Raw genomic sequence first — 17,644 nt, 5'->3', positions numbered from 1 at the left:
TATCTCTAACAAACTGGCAAGGTCTGGTAGACTCGCCGCTGAGTTGTCCCCCTGTGTGGGACTGCTTAATAATCATCAGATGGGGATTTAACGGATGAAACTGAAAAACACCTTGGGCTTGGCCATTGGTACTATTGTTGCCGCAACTTCGTTCGGCGCTCTGGCTCAAGGCCAAGGCGCGGTCGAAATCGAAGGCTTCGCCAAGAAAGAATACTACGACAGCGATCGTAACTTCAAAAACGACGGCAACCTGTTCGGCGGCTCCGTTGGCTACTTCCTGACTGACGATGTTGAACTGCGTCTGGGCTACGACGAAGTCCACAACGTCCGTAGCGACAGTGGCAAGAACATCAAGGGCGCCAACACCGCTCTGGACGCTCTGTACCACTTCAACAACCCAGGCGACATGCTGCGTCCTTACCTGTCTGCCGGTTTCTCTGACCAAAGCATCGGTCAAGACGCTCGCAACGGCCGTGACGGTTCTACCTTCGCCAACATCGGCGGCGGCGCCAAGCTGTACTTCACTGACAACTTCTATGCCCGTGCAGGCGTTGAAGCTCAGTACAACATCGACCAAGGCAACACCGAGTGGGCGCCTAGCGTCGGTATCGGTGTAAACTTCGGCGGCGGCAGCAAGAAAGTCGAAGCAGCACCAGCTCCAGTAGCTGAAGTGTGCTCCGACAGCGACAACGACGGCGTGTGCGACAACGTCGACAAGTGCCCGGACACCCCAGCCAACGTAACTGTTGATGCTGATGGCTGCCCAGCAGTTGCCGAAGTCGTTCGTGTTGAGCTGGACGTGAAGTTCGATTTCGACAAATCCGTAGTCAAGCCTAACAGCTACGGCGACATCAAGAACCTCGCTGACTTCATGCAGCAGTACCCACAGACCACCACCACTGTTGAAGGTCACACTGACTCCGTCGGTCCTGACGCTTACAACCAAAAACTGTCCGAGCGTCGTGCAAACGCCGTTAAACAGGTTCTGGTTAACCAGTACGGTGTTGGCGCTAGCCGCGTAAACTCGGTTGGTTACGGCGAATCCCGCCCAGTTGCTGACAACGCAACTGAAGCTGGCCGCGCAGTTAACCGTCGCGTAGAAGCAGAAGTAGAAGCTCAAGCTAAGTAATTAGCCGCTTGTACTGAAAAGCCCGGCTCAGGCCGGGCTTTTCTTTGCCTGCGATTTGCTCAGGCAGACGCTACTCAGGAGGCACGGTCAGCCAGCACTCAGCTGTGCGTGATCAATCAGCGTTTCATTCAGCAGCTCATTGCTGCACGCAGCAACCGCGCCGATCACCAGAATGGCAGGGCTCTTCAGCTCGAAAGCGCTGGCGTCGCGCTGCATTGCGTTCAACGTGCTGCGGCACTCGCGCTGCCAGGGCAGCGAAGCATTCTCGATCATCGCCACCGGCATTTCGCCACTCATTCCGCCAGCCAGCAGGCTCTCGCGAATTTCAGCCAGCTTTGCCACGCCCATGTAAACCACCAGAGTAGTTCCGCCTTGTGCAAGGGCCTGCCAGTTGAGGCTGCTGTCGTCCTGGGTATGGGCAGTGACCAGTGTCACGCCACGGCTTATGCCGCGCAGGGTCAGCGAAATGCCGCATTGTGTTGCGCCGGCGAGCCCCGCCGTGATCCCGTTGACCAGTTCCACCGCGACGCCGCGTTCCTGCAACCACTGCGCCTCTTCACCGCCACGGCCAAAGATGCACGGATCGCCACCCTTGAGGCGCACAACGCATTTGCCCTGACGTACATAGCGCAGCATCAGGCGATGGATGAACGCTTGTGGCGTTGAACGGCAACCGCCGCGTTTGCCGACCGCGATCACTCGCGCATTCGGGCAGTGCTCAAGCACTGCGGTATTGACCAGATCATCTATCAGCACCACGTCGGCTTCGTGCAAGGCACGCACTGCCTTGAGGGTCAGTAGTTCCGGGTCACCAGGACCGGCACCCACCAGCCATACTTTTGCGCTCATGCTGCACTCCTCATTGGGTAACCGCCACGGTGTTGATCAGTCTTTTTATTTCAGGCACGCAGGAACCGCATTGGGTCCCGCAACCCAGTTGTGTCTTGAGTTGATTCAGGTCCAGGCCGCGCTCGATACCTTCCTTTACTGCGCTCTGGCTGACGTTCATGCAGTTGCACAAGGTCTTGTCGAAGGCCTGCGTCGAGTCTTTGCCAGGCTCGCTACTGAGCGGGGCCAGCAGCCAGCGCCGCAGCGAAGCATCAATGCGTTCTTCCAGCCATAGCGCCTGGAGCCAGTGTCGGGCAAGCGTTTCACCGGCCAGGCGGATGGCAGTAATTCGGCCGTTGTCGATACGCACCCGCTTGCCAATTGAGCGTTTGGGGTCGTCATAAGCCATGACTGGCCCTTCATCGAGGCCCAGTACCTGGTCAATGTGCTGCAGCAGCATCGGATCAGGCGCTTCGGCGCTGGCGGCGCGTATGATCAATGCAGGACGTTCGCGTCCGGCAAGGCCCATGCTCAGGTAGGTAAACACGTCGCACAGGGGACGCAGCCTTTCCATTTGCTGCTGCACATTGCCCTCAATAAGCGCGAAAAACTGCCAGGGCAGATGAGCTTTTTCGATTTTGACCCCGGAATGCTTGAGTTCCGGTTGTTTCGAGATCGGGTCGAAGGCTGGCTGAGTCAGAGCGTTTACGCCGCCCTTGAGAAACCGGTCGCCCCAGTGCATCGGCAAGAAGGCCTGACCGCAGGCAACACTGTCATCGCCGCCGACGGGCAACAACAGTTCGCCGCGTCGGCTGATCAGCTTGACCAGATCGCCAGGTTGCAGGTCATAACGTTGCATGTCTTGAGGGTTGAGGCTCAACAGCGCTTCGCTGACATGCCCGAACAGCCGCGCAGCGGTGCCGGTGCGGCTCATGCCATGCCATTGATCGCGCAGCCTGCCGGTGTTGAGTATCAGTGGGTAGTCAGCATCGCGCAGCTCTTTGGCGGCGATGTAAGGCTCGGATAAAAACTGCGCACGGCCCGAGTCAGTGGGGAAAATACCATCGGTATACAGGCGTGGCGTGCCCACGCTTGCACCGCGAGGGAAGGGCCATTGCTGCGGGCCATGGAGGTCGATGAGCTGGCGGTCGATTCCGGACATATCCAGATCCCGCCCGGCCGTCAGGCCTTTGAACTCATCGAACAAGGCCTTGGGTGTGTGGAAGGCAAACAGCGCAGGTGTATCGGGTTGCAGGCGCTTTTGCAGACGTTGGGCGAAGTCCACGGTGATTGCCCAGTCGGAGCGCGCTTCGCCGGGGGGCGCAATGGCTTTGCGGACATTGGAGATGCGCCGCTCCGAGTTGGTCACCGTGCCTTCTTTCTCGCCCCAGCTGGCGGCAGGCAGCAACAGGTCGGCATAGCGCGCTGTTTCGGTGGTCTTGAAGGCCTCCTGAAGTACCACAAACGGGCAGGTTTCCAGCGCCTGTCGGATTCTGTTCTGATCGGGCAGTGATTGTGCCGGGTTGGTACAGGCAATCCACAATGCCTTGATCGTACCGTTCTGCAGTTGTTCGAACAGTTCGATGGCCGACAAACCGGGCTTGGCGGGCAGGCTGTCGACACCCCAGTAGTGCGCAACCTGCGCACGGTGTTCGGGATTGGCTGCGTCGCGATGGCCGGGCAGCAGGTTGGACAGGCTGCCGGTTTCACGTCCGCCCATGGCATTGGGTTGGCCGGTAAGCGAAAAGGGGCCTGCGCCGGGTCGGCCGATCTGCCCGGTGGCCAGGTGCAGGTTGATCAGTGCGCTGTTTTTTGCGCTTCCCGCAGTGGATTGATTCAGCCCCATGCACCACAGCGACAGAAAGCCCGGAGCTTCACCCACCCAACTGGCGCAGGTGTATAGCTGTTCCTGGGTAATGCCGCAGAGGTTTGCTACGCGTTCAGGCGGGTAATCTCGTACCAGCGCTGACAGCGCCTCATAGCCCTGTGTGTGTGAGGCAATGAACTCGGGATCAATCAGGCTTTCACTGATCAGCACATGGAGGATGCCGTGAAACAGCGCAACGTCGGTGCCAGGCTGAATCGCCAGGTGCAGGTCCGCCAGTTCGCAGGTATCGGTGCGCCGTGGGTCGATGACGATGAGTTTCATCTGCGGGCGACGGCTTTTTGCTTCTTCCAGGCGACGAAACAGAATCGGGTGCGCGTAGGCCATGTTGCTGCCGACGATCATCACGCAATCGCTCAGTTCGATATCTTCATAGCTGCAAGGCGGTGCGTCGGCGCCCAGGCTGCGCTTGTAGCCGGCCACGGCCGAAGACATGCACAGCCGTGAGTTGCTGTCGATATTGTTGGTGCCGACCAGTGCACGGGCCAGCTTGTTGAACGCGTAATAGTCCTCGGTCAGCAACTGGCCGGAAATATAGAATGCGACGCTGTCGGGGCCGTGCTCGCGGATGCTGTCGGCGAAGACGTTGGCCGCGTGCTCCAGCGCGGTGTCCCAATCGGTGACGCTGCGTGCCAGGCCTTTGCTCAGGCGTAGTTCCGGATACAGTGCGCGCGCTTCGATGTCCCCGGTCAGGTGCAGGCTTGAACCTTTGCTGCACAACTTGCCGAAGTTGGCCGGGTGCTTCGGGTCACCGCTGACGCCGAGGATATTCTGCCCGTCATGCTCGATCAGCACGCCGCAGCCAACGCCGCAATAGCAGCAGGTGGACGGGGTCACCCGAGTGGTCTGAATGGCGAGGCTGGTCATGCGCAGGCGGCCTCTGGCGCGGCGGGTTTGCCGAATATCAGGTGATTGCGTATGGCATCAATGCCCTGGCCATCACGTATCTGCTGCAAGTACCAGCTTCCGTCCGCGGTGTCGCCATAAAGGCAGGCGCCGACCAGTACGTCGTTCTTGATCACCAGCTTTTTGTAGACGCCGCCGATGGGGTCCGAGAGGGTGATGCTTTCAGTGCCTTCAGCACCCAGAAAGTCCCCGGCGGAAAACAGGTCGATGCCGGTGACTTTCAGCTTGGTCGAGGTCACTGACCCCGGATAACGGGCAAAGCCCAGTTGGGCAAGGTGATTGGCACACACCCGGGCCTGCTCGAACAGCGGCGCCACCAGCCCGTAAGCGATGCCGCGATGGCTGACGCATTCGCCAATCGCATAGATGCGCGGGTCGTAGGTCTGCAAGGTATCGTTGACCAGAATGCCCCGGTTGCAGGGCAGACCAGCCTGTTCGGCCAATTCGGTGTTGGGGCGTATGCCTGCGGCCATGACCACCAGATCGGTGTCGATCACCTCGCCGCTTTTGAATTGTACTGCGCGTACGCGGCCCAGATCATCGCCGAGCAAGGCTTCGGTCTGTTCGTTGAGGCGAAAACCCAGGCCGCGCTTTTCCAGCGCGGCTTGCAGCATCAGCCCGCTGGTTTTGTCCAGTTGGCGCTCCAGCAGCGTCTGGCCGTTGTGAATCACAGTGACCTGCATGCCGCGCAGGCTCAGGCCGTTGGCAGCTTCGAGCCCGAGCAGGCCGCCGCCGATGACCACTGCGCGTTTGTGTGTGACGGCGGTATCGATCATCTGACGGGTGTGGCCGATGTCGCGGTAGCCGATGACGCCTTCCAGCGTATTGCCGGGAACCGGCAGAATAAAGGGTCGTGAGCCGGTGGCGATCAGCAGGCGATCGTAAGAGGCCTGGGTGCCGTCATCGGCGATTACCACGCGTTTGATGCGGTCGATCTTCACCACGCGACGGTTCAGCAACAACTGGATACCGTTGCTTTCGTACCAGGCCAGATCGTTGAGCACGATGTCTTCGAAATTCTGCTCGCCTGCCAGCACTGGGGACAGCATGATGCGGTTGTAGTTGGGGTGTGGCTCGGCACCGAAGACCGTGATGTCATACAGGTCTTCGCTCAGTTTCAGCAACTCTTCGAGTGTGCGCACGCCGGCCATGCCGTTGCCTATCATCACCAGTTTGAGTTTTTTCATCTTGCCTCCGAGTCACTGCAGCGCGTGCTCGACACGTTTCGCGCAAACAAAAAAAGGCGTCCCGCCAGTTGCCTGACGGGGACGCCTTTGTCCGGTCCCGTTCTATCGGGAGGCGCAGCCTTCATCGTTGAGGGCTACGCGTTATGAATGATCTGCACAAGACCATGCAGCGCCTGTGCCAACTCGCATTCACTTGCGTAAAGGGGATTTCGGTCGATGCCTCAGGCTATTTCTGCACTGCGTTGAGGCGTGCTGCACAGAAGCAGGGCGGTCTGGTTCAGTGATGGCTCATGAGCCAGATCACCAGGAGGAGATTGAGCAGCATCGAGATCAGTGCCAGCGTTTGCCAGACTTTGAGCGGTTCGCGTTCCAGCAACGGGCGCGGTTTTGCTACCACCGGGCGATGCTCGGCCTGCTCCATTTCCAGCAACCACTGCTCGGCGGTTTCGTAACGCTGGTGCGGGTCGGCTTGCAGTGCCTTGTCCAGACTCTGGCTCAGCCATTGCGGCAGATCCGGTCGATAACGGCTGGCGGCGATCGGCGTGCCGAAGCGGCGATGCTGAAAGGCTTCGATCTCGCCATAGGGGTAGTGGCCTGTCAGCAGGTAGTACAGCGTGACGCCTGCCGCATACAGATCTTGCTGCGGATGCGGCTCAGCGCCGTTGAAGGCTTCCGGGGCGATGTAGCTCGGGGTGCCGGGCAAGTCGTCAGCGTTGCCAGTTGACAATCCTGGGCAGTAAGCCAGGCCGAAATCCAGCAGGCGCAGTTCGCCATCATCTGCCAGCAACAGGTTTTCCGGTTTGATATCGCGATGAATGATGTTGCGCCGATGCAGCAGGCCCGCAGCGCGCAACAGTCGGGTCGCGAGGTCCTGCCATTGAGCCAGCGGCAGCGGCCCGTTGCGCGTGAAAACCTCGGCCAGTGTATTTCCGCAATACTCGCGCATCACGTAATACAGGTGCTGACGGTCTGCCAACGGATGGACCTCGGGAAAGAAGCGCCCGGCAACCCGGCGCAAAAACCACTCTTCAAGCAATAACCCCTGGCCAGCACCCGATTCGTCATGTCGGCTGGCGGGCAGGGTTTTCAGAAGCCACGGTTGGCCGTGGGTATCGGTCACCCGATAAAGGATGGACTGGCGCGACTGCGCCGCGATATTGCCAACCGTCCAGCCTTCGAAGGCCTGGCCCGCCTTGAGCGCGGGTGGCAGTGGCCATTGCTGCAATTGCAGCAGCGTGTCCCCCAGATCGTCCTCGCCCAGGCTATCGACCTGAATCAGCAGGGCGCTGGCATTGTCCTGGCTGCCTGCCAGATGCGCCGCGCTGACCAGGGTTTTCACCGCCGAGTCGAGGTTGTCCTGCTCGGTCAGAATCGAGCGGATGCTTGCATCGCCAAGAGTTGCCCAGATACCGTCGCTGACCAGCAACAGCCGCTCACCTTCACACAGCTCGCCGTCCAGATAGTCCATGACCACGTATTGGTCCAGGCCCAGCGCGCGCTTGAGCACATGCTGCATGTCGGCCTGTTCCCAGACGTGGTCTTCACTGATGCGCTTTAGCGTACCGGCCTGCCAGCGATAAGCCCGGCAGTCACCGACATGGGCAAGGGTGAAGCGTCGTCCGCGCAGCACCAGAGCGCTGAGGGTAGTCAGTAAACCATTGGCCAGCAGCCAGCGATTCTGCGCCAGCAGCAGGCGGTCGAGAGACTGGGCCACGCCCCAGGTTTCCGGCGTGGCGTAATAGTCGAGCGCCAGCGCCTGTAGCGTGGACTGCGCAGCCAGTGCGCCATCGGCACACTGGCTGACGCCGTCGGCAAGGGCGAACAGATAGCCCTTGCTGGCGGCCAGTGTCGGGGCCGGAGTCACCAGGCGCAGAGCATCCTGATTTTCTGCGCGCGGACCGCTGGCGCTGAATTGAGCGAACTGCAGTTGCAGCGTCATCGGCGGTTCAGACTCGCGCCGCGGTCACAGCCGCCGAACCCCAGGTGGTTCTCCAGCGACGCTTGACGTTAAGCAGACCGAACCAGGCCAGCACTGCCAGGCCTGCGAACAGCCATAGGCCCAACTGGTAATCGCCAGTGTTCTGTTTGATGGTGCCCAGACCCGCTGCCAGCAGGAAGCCACCGATGCCGCCGGCCATGCCGATCAGGCCGGTCATGACCCCGATTTCCTTGCGGAAACGCTGCGGAACCAGCTGAAAGACTGCGCCATTACCGGCACCCAGGCCCAGCATCGCGGCAACGAACAGAGCCAGTGCTGCCCACGAACTTGGCAGGTTGAAACCCACCGCCGCGATACCGATGGCCGCAACGGCGTACATCACGGTCAACGTACGAATCCCGCCAAAGCGGTCAGCCAGCGCGCCACCGAGAGGGCGCATCAGGCTGCCGCCGAAGACACAGGCAGCGGTGTAGTAACCGGCAGTAATCGGGCTCAAGCCATATTGGTCGTTGAAATAGCCGGGCAGGGCGCTGGCCAGGCCGATGAAGCCGCCGAACGTCACGCTGTAGAAAAACATGAACCACCAGCTGTCACGATCACCCAGCGCCTTTAGGTAATCCGCCATGGATTTGGGCTTGCTGCGCTCCGGGGCGTTGCGCGCCATAAGCGTGAAAGCGATCAGGGTCAGAACCAGCGGGATCAGCGCCAGGCCGAATACGTTGCCCCAGCCGAAACTGGCGGCCAGTACCGGCGCGATCAATGCTGCCAGTACGGTGCCCGAGTTGCCCGCACCGGCTATGCCCATCGCCTTGCCTTGGTGCTGCGGTGGATACCATTGCGACGCCAGGGGCAGCGCGACGGCGAATGAAGCACCGGCCATACCCAGGAACAGGCCCAGCAGCAGTACCTGACCGTAGGTGTGAATGCCCAGTTGCCAGGCCGCCAGCAGTGCGCCGATGACAATCACCTGGCCAATGATGCCAGCAGTCTTGGGCGACAGCTGGTCCGCCAGCAGGCCCATGAAAAAGCGCAGCACGGCACCCGCCAGAATCGGCGTGGCGACCATCAGGCCACGTTGCTGAGTGGTCAGGTGCAGGTCAGTGGCAATCTGCACCGCCAGCGGGCCAAGCAGATACCAGACCATGAAACTCAGGTCGAAATAGAGAAACGCCGCAAACAGGGTCGGTTTATGGCCTGCCTTCCAGAAGCTTGTATCCATGTGTACACCTCATCATCTGCTAGTTAGTCAGTCGGGCCATGACCGCGACACGGGTATTCCAGACGCTGTGGTGGAGTGTTCCGAATGACGGCGACTCCACCGGCCCCGTCGCCGGGGCCAAAACGCAAAAAACGTCGCCTCTCTGTCCACATGAGCGGAAAGAGATGAGCGACGTCTTTGTCGTAAAAAGGTGATAGCCGCCGTTGGCTACCGTGCGATTGCTAAAGCAAGAGATGGGCCAATGGCGTTGCAAGCGATTAGCCGCAAGCTGCGAGCGGGTTTGGGTGATTCCCGGGAAGCAGGCGAGGGCCGGTCAGTGACCTTGAAGCGGGCGCTCGCCAGCAAAGCGCTGTAAAACAGGGCGCGCCGCGAGCGACAGTCTGCAGCCTGAAAGGGCAAGATCACGCATGGCCATTGAAGAGTTTATTAAAGTTCAATGGCGGTATTATTATTTCATGTGCCATTAGTGTTGGTGTTAAGTACTGTCATTGTGATGCTGTTTTGACGTGCTTGTATGACGGTTTTAATAGCGCTGATCAAGAAGTGTTAATATTTATTAATATTCTGTTTATTGAGGTTGTACGATAACACCAGTCTCAATATTTAATTTACATTGCCCGGCATCTCTGACAGCATTCATTGCACCGTGATTAACACGGCTCATCCATCAGGAAATGAATTTACTCTTCACTACGGCGATCTGTAATTGCAAATTGCCTGTCAATTTCGATAAATGTTTACTTTTTAAAAAGTAATCGGCTACTCGCTCTTTTTCCGGTTTTCAGTTGCCCCCAAGGGCTTGAAACACCGATCCCGGGTACCTCCCGGCAATACAGCCGCGCCGACCGGGCTGTCTTCCTCTTCGCGCTTCATTGCAGGCGCCAATAAAGGACATCATCATGAGTAACATCAATTACGCATCCACCATCTGGTCCAGAGCTGATGCGCTGAAGGTCAATGAAAATGATCCGACTACCACGCAGCCTCTGGTAAGCCCGGATTTTCCGGTCATGAGTGATACTGTATTCATCTGGGACACCATGCCGTTGCGCGAGCTTGACGGCACCGTGGTTTCAGTCAACGGCTGGTCGGTAATCGTCACGCTGACGGCTGACCGCCACCCCGACGATCCGCAGTATGTCGGTGCCAATGGCCGCTATGACATCAAGCGTGACTGGGAAGATCGTCATGGCCGGGCACGCATGTGCTACTGGTACTCGCGCACCGGAAAGGACTGGATCTTCGGTGGCCGGGTAATGGCCGAAGGTGTGTCGCCAACCACCCGGGAGTGGGCGGGCACACCCGTACTGTTGAATGATAAAGGCGATATCGACCTGTACTACACCTGTGTAACGCCGGGGGCGGCAATTGCCAAAGTACGTGGCCGTATTGTGACGTCCGACAAGGGCGTGGAATTGAAAGACTTTACGGAGGTGAAAACACTGTTCGAGGCCGACGGCAAATATTACCAAACCGAAGCGCAGAACTCGACCTGGAACTTTCGCGACCCCAGTCCGTTTATTGATCCCAATGATGGCAAGTTGTACATGGTTTTTGAAGGCAATGTCGCCGGCGAACGCGGCACGCATACAGTAGGCGCCGCAGAACTTGGTCCTGTTCCGCCAGGTCATGAGGAAACAGGCGGTGCCAGATTTCAAGTCGGTTGTATCGGACTGGCCGTTGCGAAAGACCTCAGTGGTGATGAGTGGGAAATACTTCCGCCGCTGGTCACCGCAGTAGGCGTCAATGATCAGACTGAACGCCCGCATTATGTCTTTCAGGACGGCAAGTATTACTTGTTCACCATCAGCCACAAGTTTACTTATGCCGATGGTGTTACGGGTCCGGATGGTGTTTACGGGTTTGTCGGCGAGCATTTGTTCGGGCCTTACCGGCCGATGAACGCTTCCGGCCTGGTGTTGGGCAATCCGCCTGCACAGCCATTTCAGACCTACTCGCACTGTGTGATGCCGAACGGTCTGGTGACCTCGTTCATCGACAGCGTACCCACCTCTGGCGAGGATTACCGCATTGGCGGTACCGAGGCACCGACGGTGAGGATTCTACTGGAGGGCGATCGCTCGTTTGTGCAGGAAGTGTATGACTACGGCTACATCCCCGCGATGAAGAACGTGGTGCTGAGCTGACCGACTGCACGCATTAACCTGGTAGCGGAAGAACGCCTGTGCGAGCAGGCGTTCTTCGCTCGTTTACCCCAGCAACTCGCTCATCGCGATAATTTGCTCGGCCACCTGAATCAGCTTTTGCTGGCGACTCATCGCCTGACGCCGCATCAGGGTGTATGCGTCTTCCTCGTTGCAATCCTTCATTTTCATCAGCAGCCCCTTGGCCAGCTCGATGCGCTTGCGTTCGGCCAGTTGCTGATCGCGGGCATGCAGTTGCGCACGCAGTGCCTGATCGCTCTCGAAACGGGCCATCGCCACGTCCAGAATCGGTTGCAACCGTTGGGCCTGGATACCCTCGACGATATACGCACTGACCCCGGACTTGATTGCCTGGCGCATCACGCCCGGATCGTGCTCGTCGGTGAACATCACGATGGGCCGCGGCTGGTCACGGCTGACCAGCACCACTTGCTCCATTACGTCGCGTCCTGGCGATTCGGTGTCGATCAGGATGACGTCCGGGCGCACCGCTTCAACGCGGGCGGGCAAGTCGATGATCAGTCCGGATTCGTCGATTACTTCAAAACCGGCCTCTATCAATGCCGATTTGAGGCGACCGACTTTTCTGGCCGTGTCATTGATAAGCAGGATACGCAGCATGGTCACGTTCTCCGTCAACGACTGGCCACAGCGGGCGCGTTGGCGGCCAGCGAATGGAGCTTGAAGCTACGCGCGTAGCCCGCCGGATCGCTGCCGTCCCAGACCTTGCCATCGATCAACTGACTGCTGCGCAGGGTTGCAGTGGGGGCGTCGATGCCCAGCGCATCAGCTGCCTGGCGATACAGGTCCAGTTGCTGGACACGGCTGGCGACAGCGAGGTAGTCAGGATCTTCACGCAACAGGCCCCAGCGCCGGAACTGAGTCATGAACCACATGCCGTCGGACAGCCACGGATAATTGACCTGCCCCTGATCATGGAAACTGACTGCATGTGGGTCCTGCCAGTGATTGCCGAGGCCGTCGCTGTAGTGGCCAAGCAGGCGTGGCTCGATGCAGTCCGGCGAGGTATCCAGATAATCCGCACCGCTGAGCAACTGTGCGGTGCTGCGCCGGTTATGGTCGCTTTGCTCGATGAAACGGCTCGCTTCCAGTACGGCCATGATCAGCGCTCTGGCGGTGTTGGGGTTCTGCTCGACGAACTCACGGGTACAGCCCAGCACCTTGCCCGGGTGATCCGGCCAGATCGACTGGCTGGTCGCCATGGTGAAGCCCAGTTGCTGCTGAACGGCGCTGGCGCCCCAGGGTTCGCCGACGCAGAAACCGTCGATGCGCCCAGCCTGCAGGTGTTGCGCCATTTGCGTGGGTGGCACCACGACACTGGTCACATCATCGAGCGGATGGATGCCTTGGCTGGCCAGCCAGTAGTAGAGCCACATGGCGTGGTTGCCGGTGGGGAAGGTCTGCGCGAAGGTCAGCCTTGATCCGCTTTGGTGCGCGCGTTTGTCCAGTGCTTCAGGAGTGATCACGCCCGCCTCCTGCAACTCGCGGGACAGGTTGATGCACTGGCCGTTCTGGTTGAGTCCCATGAGGATGGCCATGTCGGTCGCCGGACCACCGCTGATGCCCAGTTCCACCGCATAGATCAGACCATACAGGCTGTGTGCCGCCTGCAACTGCCCGCTGACCAGTCTGTCGCGCAGCCCGGCCCAGGAGGTCTGACGCTCGAGGTTCAGGCTCAGGCCGTATGGCTGGGCGAAACCCTGAGTGGCCGCAACCACCAGCGGGGCGCAGTCGGTCAATGCCATGAAGCCCACGTCCAGGCTGTTCATTTCCGGGGCGTCACTACCGGCCACCCAGTCCAGCGCATTACCGGTTCGTTCGTTCATCGCGCGTGCTTCATCAAAGGTCCGTCCAGAAAAAAGGCGTCGTCCGACCCATTGCAATGCAAGTGTCGAAGCGACGCCGTTGTCCATGCACCGCTCCGCCGTTGGAGTGAGTGCCGATAGCGGTTTCAAGCAAGGCATATGCCATCGCCGGGGAAGAGTGAGCAACAAGTTTGTCGCGCGCCTCGCCTGACAGGCCTGCACGCGTCTATAATCGCCACCCTGAATTCAGCTGCTCACGAGCCCATCCCGCCATGTATAACCTGGCCCGCCAGTTACTGTTCAAACTTTCTCCGGAAACCTCTCATGACCTGTCGCTGGACCTGATCGGTGCAGGCGGGCGGCTGGGCCTTAATGGCCTGCTGAGCAAGTCCCCGGCGAAGTTGCCGGTCAGTGTGATGGGGCTGGAATTTCCCAACCCTGTGGGGCTGGCAGCAGGTCTGGACAAAAACGGTGCAGCCATTGATGGCTTTGCGCAGCTGGGTTTCGGCTTCGTCGAGATCGGTACTGTGACGCCACGTCCACAGCCGGGCAACCCCAAACCGCGCATTTTCCGCCTGCCGCATGCCGAGGCGATCATCAATCGCATGGGCTTCAACAATCTGGGCGTCGATAACCTGGTGTCCCGAGTCCAGGCGGCAAAGTATCGCGGCATTCTGGGCATCAATATCGGCAAGAACTTCGACACGCCGGTCGAGCGTGCGGTGGACGATTACCTGATCTGCCTGGACAAGGTCTATGCCCACGCCAGCTACGTCACCGTCAACGTCAGCTCACCCAACACGCCGGGGCTGCGCAGTCTGCAGTTCGGTGACTCGCTCAAGCAACTGCTCCAGGCCCTGAGCCTGCGCCAGCAGGAACTGACGCAGCGGCACGGCAGACGCGTGCCGTTGGCGATCAAGATTGCCCCGGACATGAGCGATGAAGAAACCGTGCTGGTGGCCTCTGCACTGATCGAGTCGGGCATGGATGCGGTGATTGCCACCAACACCACGCTCAGCCGCCAGGGCGTGGAAGGGCTGCCGCATGGCGATGAAGCGGGTGGTCTGTCGGGCGCGCCGGTGCGGGAAAAAAGCACGCACATCGTCAAGGTGCTGGCCGGTGAGCTGGCAGGTCGTCTGCCGATCATTGCCGCTGGTGGTATCACTGAAGGCCGGCATGCCGCCGAGAAGATAGCCGCAGGTGCCAGTCTGGTGCAGATCTATTCCGGTTTCATCTACAAGGGCCCTGCGCTGATTCGCGAATCGGTGGACGCCATTGCGGCAATGCCACCGGCCGTACGCTGAATCGAAGGTAAAAAAAGGGGCTCCTCGAGAGAGCCCCTGGGCGTTGGCCCGCCGCCCGGGTCGGGCGTGCATGGTACAGGTGTGAATCAGTCAATCATGTGGGTGGCCCGACAGAGGCCTGAAAGTCTTTGAATCGCCTCATCCGACCGCGTGAAGTTCGTTGAGTCTGTGGATGCCCGCAGTGCCGGTCATACCGTCCCAGTTGTCGCCGCGTCCTTCGCGCCAGCCATTGATCCATGCCTGGCGTACTGACGGTAGAGTAAAAGGGCAAAGCTCACGGGATTTACCATGAACGCCGTATTGATATCCGCGTAAAAATGCTCTTTCCAACGGATCACGCTTAAGTCTTCTCATAGGGTAATGCCCTCGTCTGTTGACTGTAATATCCCTGAGACCCCGTGATGAGGTCGGGCAGAATCTTCTGCCGTTGGGGCCCGCTGCCGGCGTCGCGGACCTTGATGTCATAACCGTTGCGGAGATGACCTGAGACGATTTCTAACCAAAGCACAGGTCGGTGTGAATGATCGTTTTGTCATAAGCACGTCACATTCAGGTCTGTCGAGCAATAAGCGATGGTCTGGTCAGACACTGATTGTTTGGCGCAGCCCTTTTGACGCAGGGGTTTGCGAGCCAGATGAGATCGCTTGTCAGTCTCGTATGGTGGCCTAATGCCTTGGCTGGTTAAGCGACGAAGGGTCGCGATGGGCACGGTAGAAATGTGACTTTTCCAGCGTGACTTTTTAATTACGTCTTTTTATTGCCGACATCGTCCCGGCGGATATCTGTTCTAATACTCCCGAAAACTGCCGCAATGACATGACAGGATCATGCGGTGGACCGGCACACATCACGTGCCACGCAGGCGTTCTCCACGAAAGACGCCTGTTCAAATCTGGCAGGGCAATGCGTTGCCCGCCGCAGACGGCTCAGGCCCTGGAATACACATGTCGGATCGCTACGAACTTTTCCTTACTTGCCCCAAAGGCCTCGAAGGACTGCTTGCCGAGGAAGCTACGGCACTGGGTCTGCAAGAGACCCGCGAGCACACATCGGCCATTCGCGGCTCGGCCGACATGGAGACCGCCTACCGGCTGTGTCTATGGTCGCGGCTAGCCAACCGCGTGCTGCTGGTGCTCAAGCGCTTCCCGATGAAGGACGCCGAAGACCTGTATCACGGCGTACTGGATGTCGAGTGGCATGATCATCTCGAGTCCGATGGCACCATCGCAGTGGAGTTCAGTGGCCACGGGTCGGGCATCGATAACACCCACTTCGGTGCATTGAAGGTCAAGGATGCGATCGTCGACAAGCTGCGTACTCCGGATGGCGAGCGGCCGTCAGTGGACAAGATCAACCCTGACCTGCGCGTGCACCTGCGCCTGGATCGCGGCGAGGCCATTCTGTCTCTCGACCTCTCTGGCCACAGCCTGCACCAGCGCGGCTATCGCCTGCAGCAAGGTGCTGCGCCCCTGAAGGAAAACCTTGCCGCCGCGATCCTGATCCGCGCTGGCTGGCCGCGCATCGCTGCCGAGGGCGGCGCGCTGGCTGACCCGATGTGCGGTGTCGGTACGTTTCTGGTCGAGGCCGGGATGATCGCCGCCGACATCGCCCCGAACATCAAGCGTGAACGCTGGGGCTTCTCGGCCTGGCTGGGCCACGTCCCGGCGCTGTGGCGCAAGCTGCACGACGAAGCGCTGGCCCGCGCAGAAGCCGGGTTGGCCAAAACGCCTTCATGGATTCGCGGTTACGAGGCCGATCCGCGGCTGATCCAGCCTGGGCGCAACAACATCGAACGTGCTGGTCTGAGTGACTGGATCAAGGTCTATCAGGGCGAAGTCGCGACCTTCGAACCGCGTCCGGATCAAAACCAGAAAGGTCTGGTGATCTGCAACCCTCCGTACGGCGAACGCCTGGGTGATGAAGCCAGCCTGCTTTATCTCTACCAGAATCTGGGCGAGCGCCTGCGTCAGGCCTGCCTTAACTGGGAAGCTGCGGTGTTCACCGGCGCGCCTGACCTGGGCAAGCGCATGGGCATTCGCAGCCACAAGCAGTATTCGTTCTGGAACGGTGCCTTGCCGTGCAAATTGCTGCTGATCAAGGTCACGCCTGATCAGTTCGTGACCGGCGAGCGTCGCACACCCGAGCAGCGTCAGATCGAGCGCGAGAACCCTGTCGAAGTTGAAGTTGTTGAAAGAAAGCTCAACAAGAACGGCAACCCGATCAAGCCGGAACCGGTGGTGGTCGAACAGGCGCGCCTGAGCGAAGGCGGGCAGATGTTTGCCAATCGCCTGCAAAAGAACCTCAAGCTGATGGGCAAATGGGTGCGCCGCGAAGGTATCGATTGCTACCGCGTCTACGACGCCGACATGCCTGAATACTCGCTGGCGATCGACCTGTATCACGACTGGGTTCACGTTCAGGAATACGCAGCGCCCAAGTCCATCGATCCGGAAAAGGCTTCGGCCCGGCTGTTCGATGCACTGGCGGCCATTCCGCAGGCGCTGAACATTGACAAGAACCGTGTGGTGATCAAACGTCGCGAGCGTCAGAGCGGCACCAAACAATATGAGCGTCAAAGCGCGCAGGGCCAGTTTCTGGAAGTCAGTGAAGGCGGCGTCAAGCTGCTGGTCAATCTGACCGACTACCTCGACACCGGCCTGTTTCTCGACCATCGTCCGATGCGTATGCGTATCCAGCGCGAGGCCTCCGGCAAGCGCTTCCTGAACTTGTTTGCCTACACCGCGACGGCCAGCGTGCATGCCGCCAAGGGCGGCGCGCGCAGCACCACCAGCGTCGACTTGTCGCGTACTTACCTGGACTGGGCGCGGCGTAACCTGTCACTGAACGGCTTCTCCGACAAGAACCGTCTGGAGCAAGGGGACGTGATGGCCTGGCTGCAGGCCAATCGCGACGAGTACGACCTGATCTTCATCGATCCGCCGACGTTCTCCAACTCCAAGCGCATGGAAGGCATTTTTGATGTGCAGCGTGATCAGGTCGAGCTGATCGATCTGGCCATGGCGCGTCTGGCACCGGGTGGCGTGCTGTACTTCTCCAACAACTTCCGCAAGTTCGTGCTCGATGAAAATCTGAGTCAGCGCTATGCGGTCGAGGATATTACCGCGCAAACCATCGACCAGGATTTTGCCCGCAACGGCAAGATTCACCGCGCCTGGAAAATCATGGCGCGTGCCTGATACGGTGTGTGATGAGCTTGCCTGTAACAGTTTTGTACAGGTTTGCTCATCGCTCCCTA

The 17,644-nt window shown here is 59.5% G+C and carries 11 protein-coding genes and 1 pseudogene; 4 read left to right on the top strand and 8 right to left on the bottom strand.

Annotated features, from left to right (window positions below; genetic code table 11):
• Window positions 1-94: 94 nt before the first annotated feature.
• The gene (locus RYB66_RS19890) at window positions 95-1,129 is read left to right on the top strand and encodes an OmpA family protein (protein ID WP_002553044.1); all 1,035 of its coding nucleotides are present in this window, start codon (window positions 95-97) and stop codon (window positions 1,127-1,129) included.
• An 87-nt stretch (window positions 1,130-1,216) separates the two neighbouring features.
• Here the strand turns inward: RYB66_RS19890 and cobA are convergent, their stop codons facing one another.
• From cobA to RYB66_RS19865, 5 genes and pseudogenes are all read right to left on the bottom strand, one after another.
• Window positions 1,217-1,978 (bottom strand): uroporphyrinogen-III C-methyltransferase, encoded by a 762-nt coding sequence (gene cobA / locus RYB66_RS19885; RefSeq protein WP_005746075.1) that lies wholly within the window; start codon window positions 1,976-1,978, stop codon window positions 1,217-1,219.
• A gap of 10 nt (window positions 1,979-1,988) precedes the next feature.
• A complete protein-coding gene (locus tag RYB66_RS19880; RefSeq protein ID WP_316895240.1) occupies window positions 1,989-4,709 on the bottom strand; it encodes a molybdopterin-dependent oxidoreductase in 2,721 nt (906 codons plus the stop codon).
• A 20-nt stretch (window positions 4,710-4,729) separates the two neighbouring features.
• Window positions 4,730-5,935, bottom strand: a pseudogene (locus RYB66_RS19875) (NAD(P)/FAD-dependent oxidoreductase); the annotation flags it as partial.
• A 277-nt stretch (window positions 5,936-6,212) separates the two neighbouring features.
• The gene (locus tag RYB66_RS19870; protein ID WP_316895237.1) at window positions 6,213-7,874 is read right to left on the bottom strand and encodes a bifunctional protein-serine/threonine kinase/phosphatase; all 1,662 of its coding nucleotides are present in this window, start codon (window positions 7,872-7,874) and stop codon (window positions 6,213-6,215) included.
• Window positions 7,875-7,881: 7 nt separating this feature from the next.
• On the bottom strand, window positions 7,882-9,093 hold the full coding sequence (locus RYB66_RS19865) for a nitrate/nitrite transporter (protein WP_002553050.1): 1,212 nt from the start codon (window positions 9,091-9,093) through the stop codon (window positions 7,882-7,884).
• A gap of 899 nt (window positions 9,094-9,992) precedes the next feature.
• Here RYB66_RS19865 and RYB66_RS19860 point away from each other — a divergent pair.
• Window positions 9,993-11,240, top strand: a complete 1,248-nt coding sequence (locus RYB66_RS19860) for a glycoside hydrolase family 68 protein (protein WP_316895235.1) — start codon at window positions 9,993-9,995, stop codon at window positions 11,238-11,240.
• Between the two features lie 63 nt (window positions 11,241-11,303).
• On the opposite strand, the gene RYB66_RS19855 is transcribed toward RYB66_RS19860, so the two are convergent.
• Window positions 11,304-11,879: an ANTAR domain-containing response regulator gene (locus RYB66_RS19855; protein ID WP_002553052.1), complete on the bottom strand. Its 576-nt coding sequence runs from the start codon at window positions 11,877-11,879 to the stop codon at window positions 11,304-11,306.
• A 14-nt stretch (window positions 11,880-11,893) separates the two neighbouring features.
• Window positions 11,894-13,105 carry a CmpA/NrtA family ABC transporter substrate-binding protein gene (locus RYB66_RS19850; RefSeq protein WP_219171286.1) on the bottom strand — a complete coding sequence of 404 codons (1,212 nt, stop codon included), beginning with the start codon at window positions 13,103-13,105 and terminating at the stop codon, window positions 11,894-11,896.
• A gap of 251 nt (window positions 13,106-13,356) precedes the next feature.
• Here RYB66_RS19850 and RYB66_RS19845 point away from each other — a divergent pair, with 251 nt between their 5' ends.
• Window positions 13,357-14,388, top strand: a complete 1,032-nt coding sequence (locus tag RYB66_RS19845) for a quinone-dependent dihydroorotate dehydrogenase (protein WP_004659287.1) — start codon at window positions 13,357-13,359, stop codon at window positions 14,386-14,388.
• 138 nt (window positions 14,389-14,526) lie between these two features.
• Here RYB66_RS19845 and rmf read toward each other — a convergent pair whose 3' ends face one another.
• Window positions 14,527-14,742 (bottom strand): ribosome modulation factor, encoded by a 216-nt coding sequence (gene rmf, locus RYB66_RS19840; RefSeq protein ID WP_002553055.1) that lies wholly within the window; start codon window positions 14,740-14,742, stop codon window positions 14,527-14,529.
• A gap of 590 nt (window positions 14,743-15,332) precedes the next feature.
• Between rmf and rlmKL the strand changes: the two genes are divergently transcribed.
• The gene (rlmKL, locus tag RYB66_RS19835) at window positions 15,333-17,585 is read left to right on the top strand and encodes a bifunctional 23S rRNA (guanine(2069)-N(7))-methyltransferase RlmK/23S rRNA (guanine(2445)-N(2))-methyltransferase RlmL (protein ID WP_005746066.1); all 2,253 of its coding nucleotides are present in this window, start codon (window positions 15,333-15,335) and stop codon (window positions 17,583-17,585) included.
• Window positions 17,586-17,644: the final 59 nt, after the last annotated feature.

The sequence above is a fragment of the Pseudomonas syringae group sp. 243L2 genome, from assembly GCF_032587875.1.
Classification (GTDB): Bacteria; Pseudomonadota; Gammaproteobacteria; order Pseudomonadales; family Pseudomonadaceae; genus Aquipseudomonas; species Aquipseudomonas amygdali.
Note: the sequence above shows the minus strand (reverse complement) of the source record. Positions and strands in the feature narration are given on the sequence as shown.

Excerpts from the sequence above, each read along its gene's own strand:
- RYB66_RS19845 (WP_004659287.1), top strand. The coding sequence starts at position 13,357 with ATGTATAACCTGGCCCGCCAGTTACTGTTCAAACTTTCTCCGGAAACC.
- RYB66_RS19865 (WP_002553050.1), bottom strand. The coding sequence starts at position 9,093 with ATGGATACAAGCTTCTGGAAGGCAGGCCATAAACCGACCCTGTTTGCG.
- rmf (WP_002553055.1), bottom strand. The coding sequence starts at position 14,742 with ATGAGAAGACTTAAGCGTGATCCGTTGGAAAGAGCATTTTTACGCGGA.
- rlmKL (WP_005746066.1), top strand. The coding sequence starts at position 15,333 with ATGTCGGATCGCTACGAACTTTTCCTTACTTGCCCCAAAGGCCTCGAA.
- RYB66_RS19850 (WP_219171286.1), bottom strand. The coding sequence starts at position 13,105 with ATGAACGAACGAACCGGTAATGCGCTGGACTGGGTGGCCGGTAGTGAC.
- RYB66_RS19860 (WP_316895235.1), top strand. The coding sequence starts at position 9,993 with ATGAGTAACATCAATTACGCATCCACCATCTGGTCCAGAGCTGATGCG.
- RYB66_RS19890 (WP_002553044.1), top strand. The coding sequence starts at position 95 with ATGAAACTGAAAAACACCTTGGGCTTGGCCATTGGTACTATTGTTGCC.
- RYB66_RS19855 (WP_002553052.1), bottom strand. The coding sequence starts at position 11,879 with ATGCTGCGTATCCTGCTTATCAATGACACGGCCAGAAAAGTCGGTCGC.
- RYB66_RS19880 (WP_316895240.1), bottom strand. The coding sequence starts at position 4,709 with ATGACCAGCCTCGCCATTCAGACCACTCGGGTGACCCCGTCCACCTGC.
- cobA (WP_005746075.1), bottom strand. The coding sequence starts at position 1,978 with ATGAGCGCAAAAGTATGGCTGGTGGGTGCCGGTCCTGGTGACCCGGAA.
- RYB66_RS19870 (WP_316895237.1), bottom strand. The coding sequence starts at position 7,874 with ATGACGCTGCAACTGCAGTTCGCTCAATTCAGCGCCAGCGGTCCGCGC.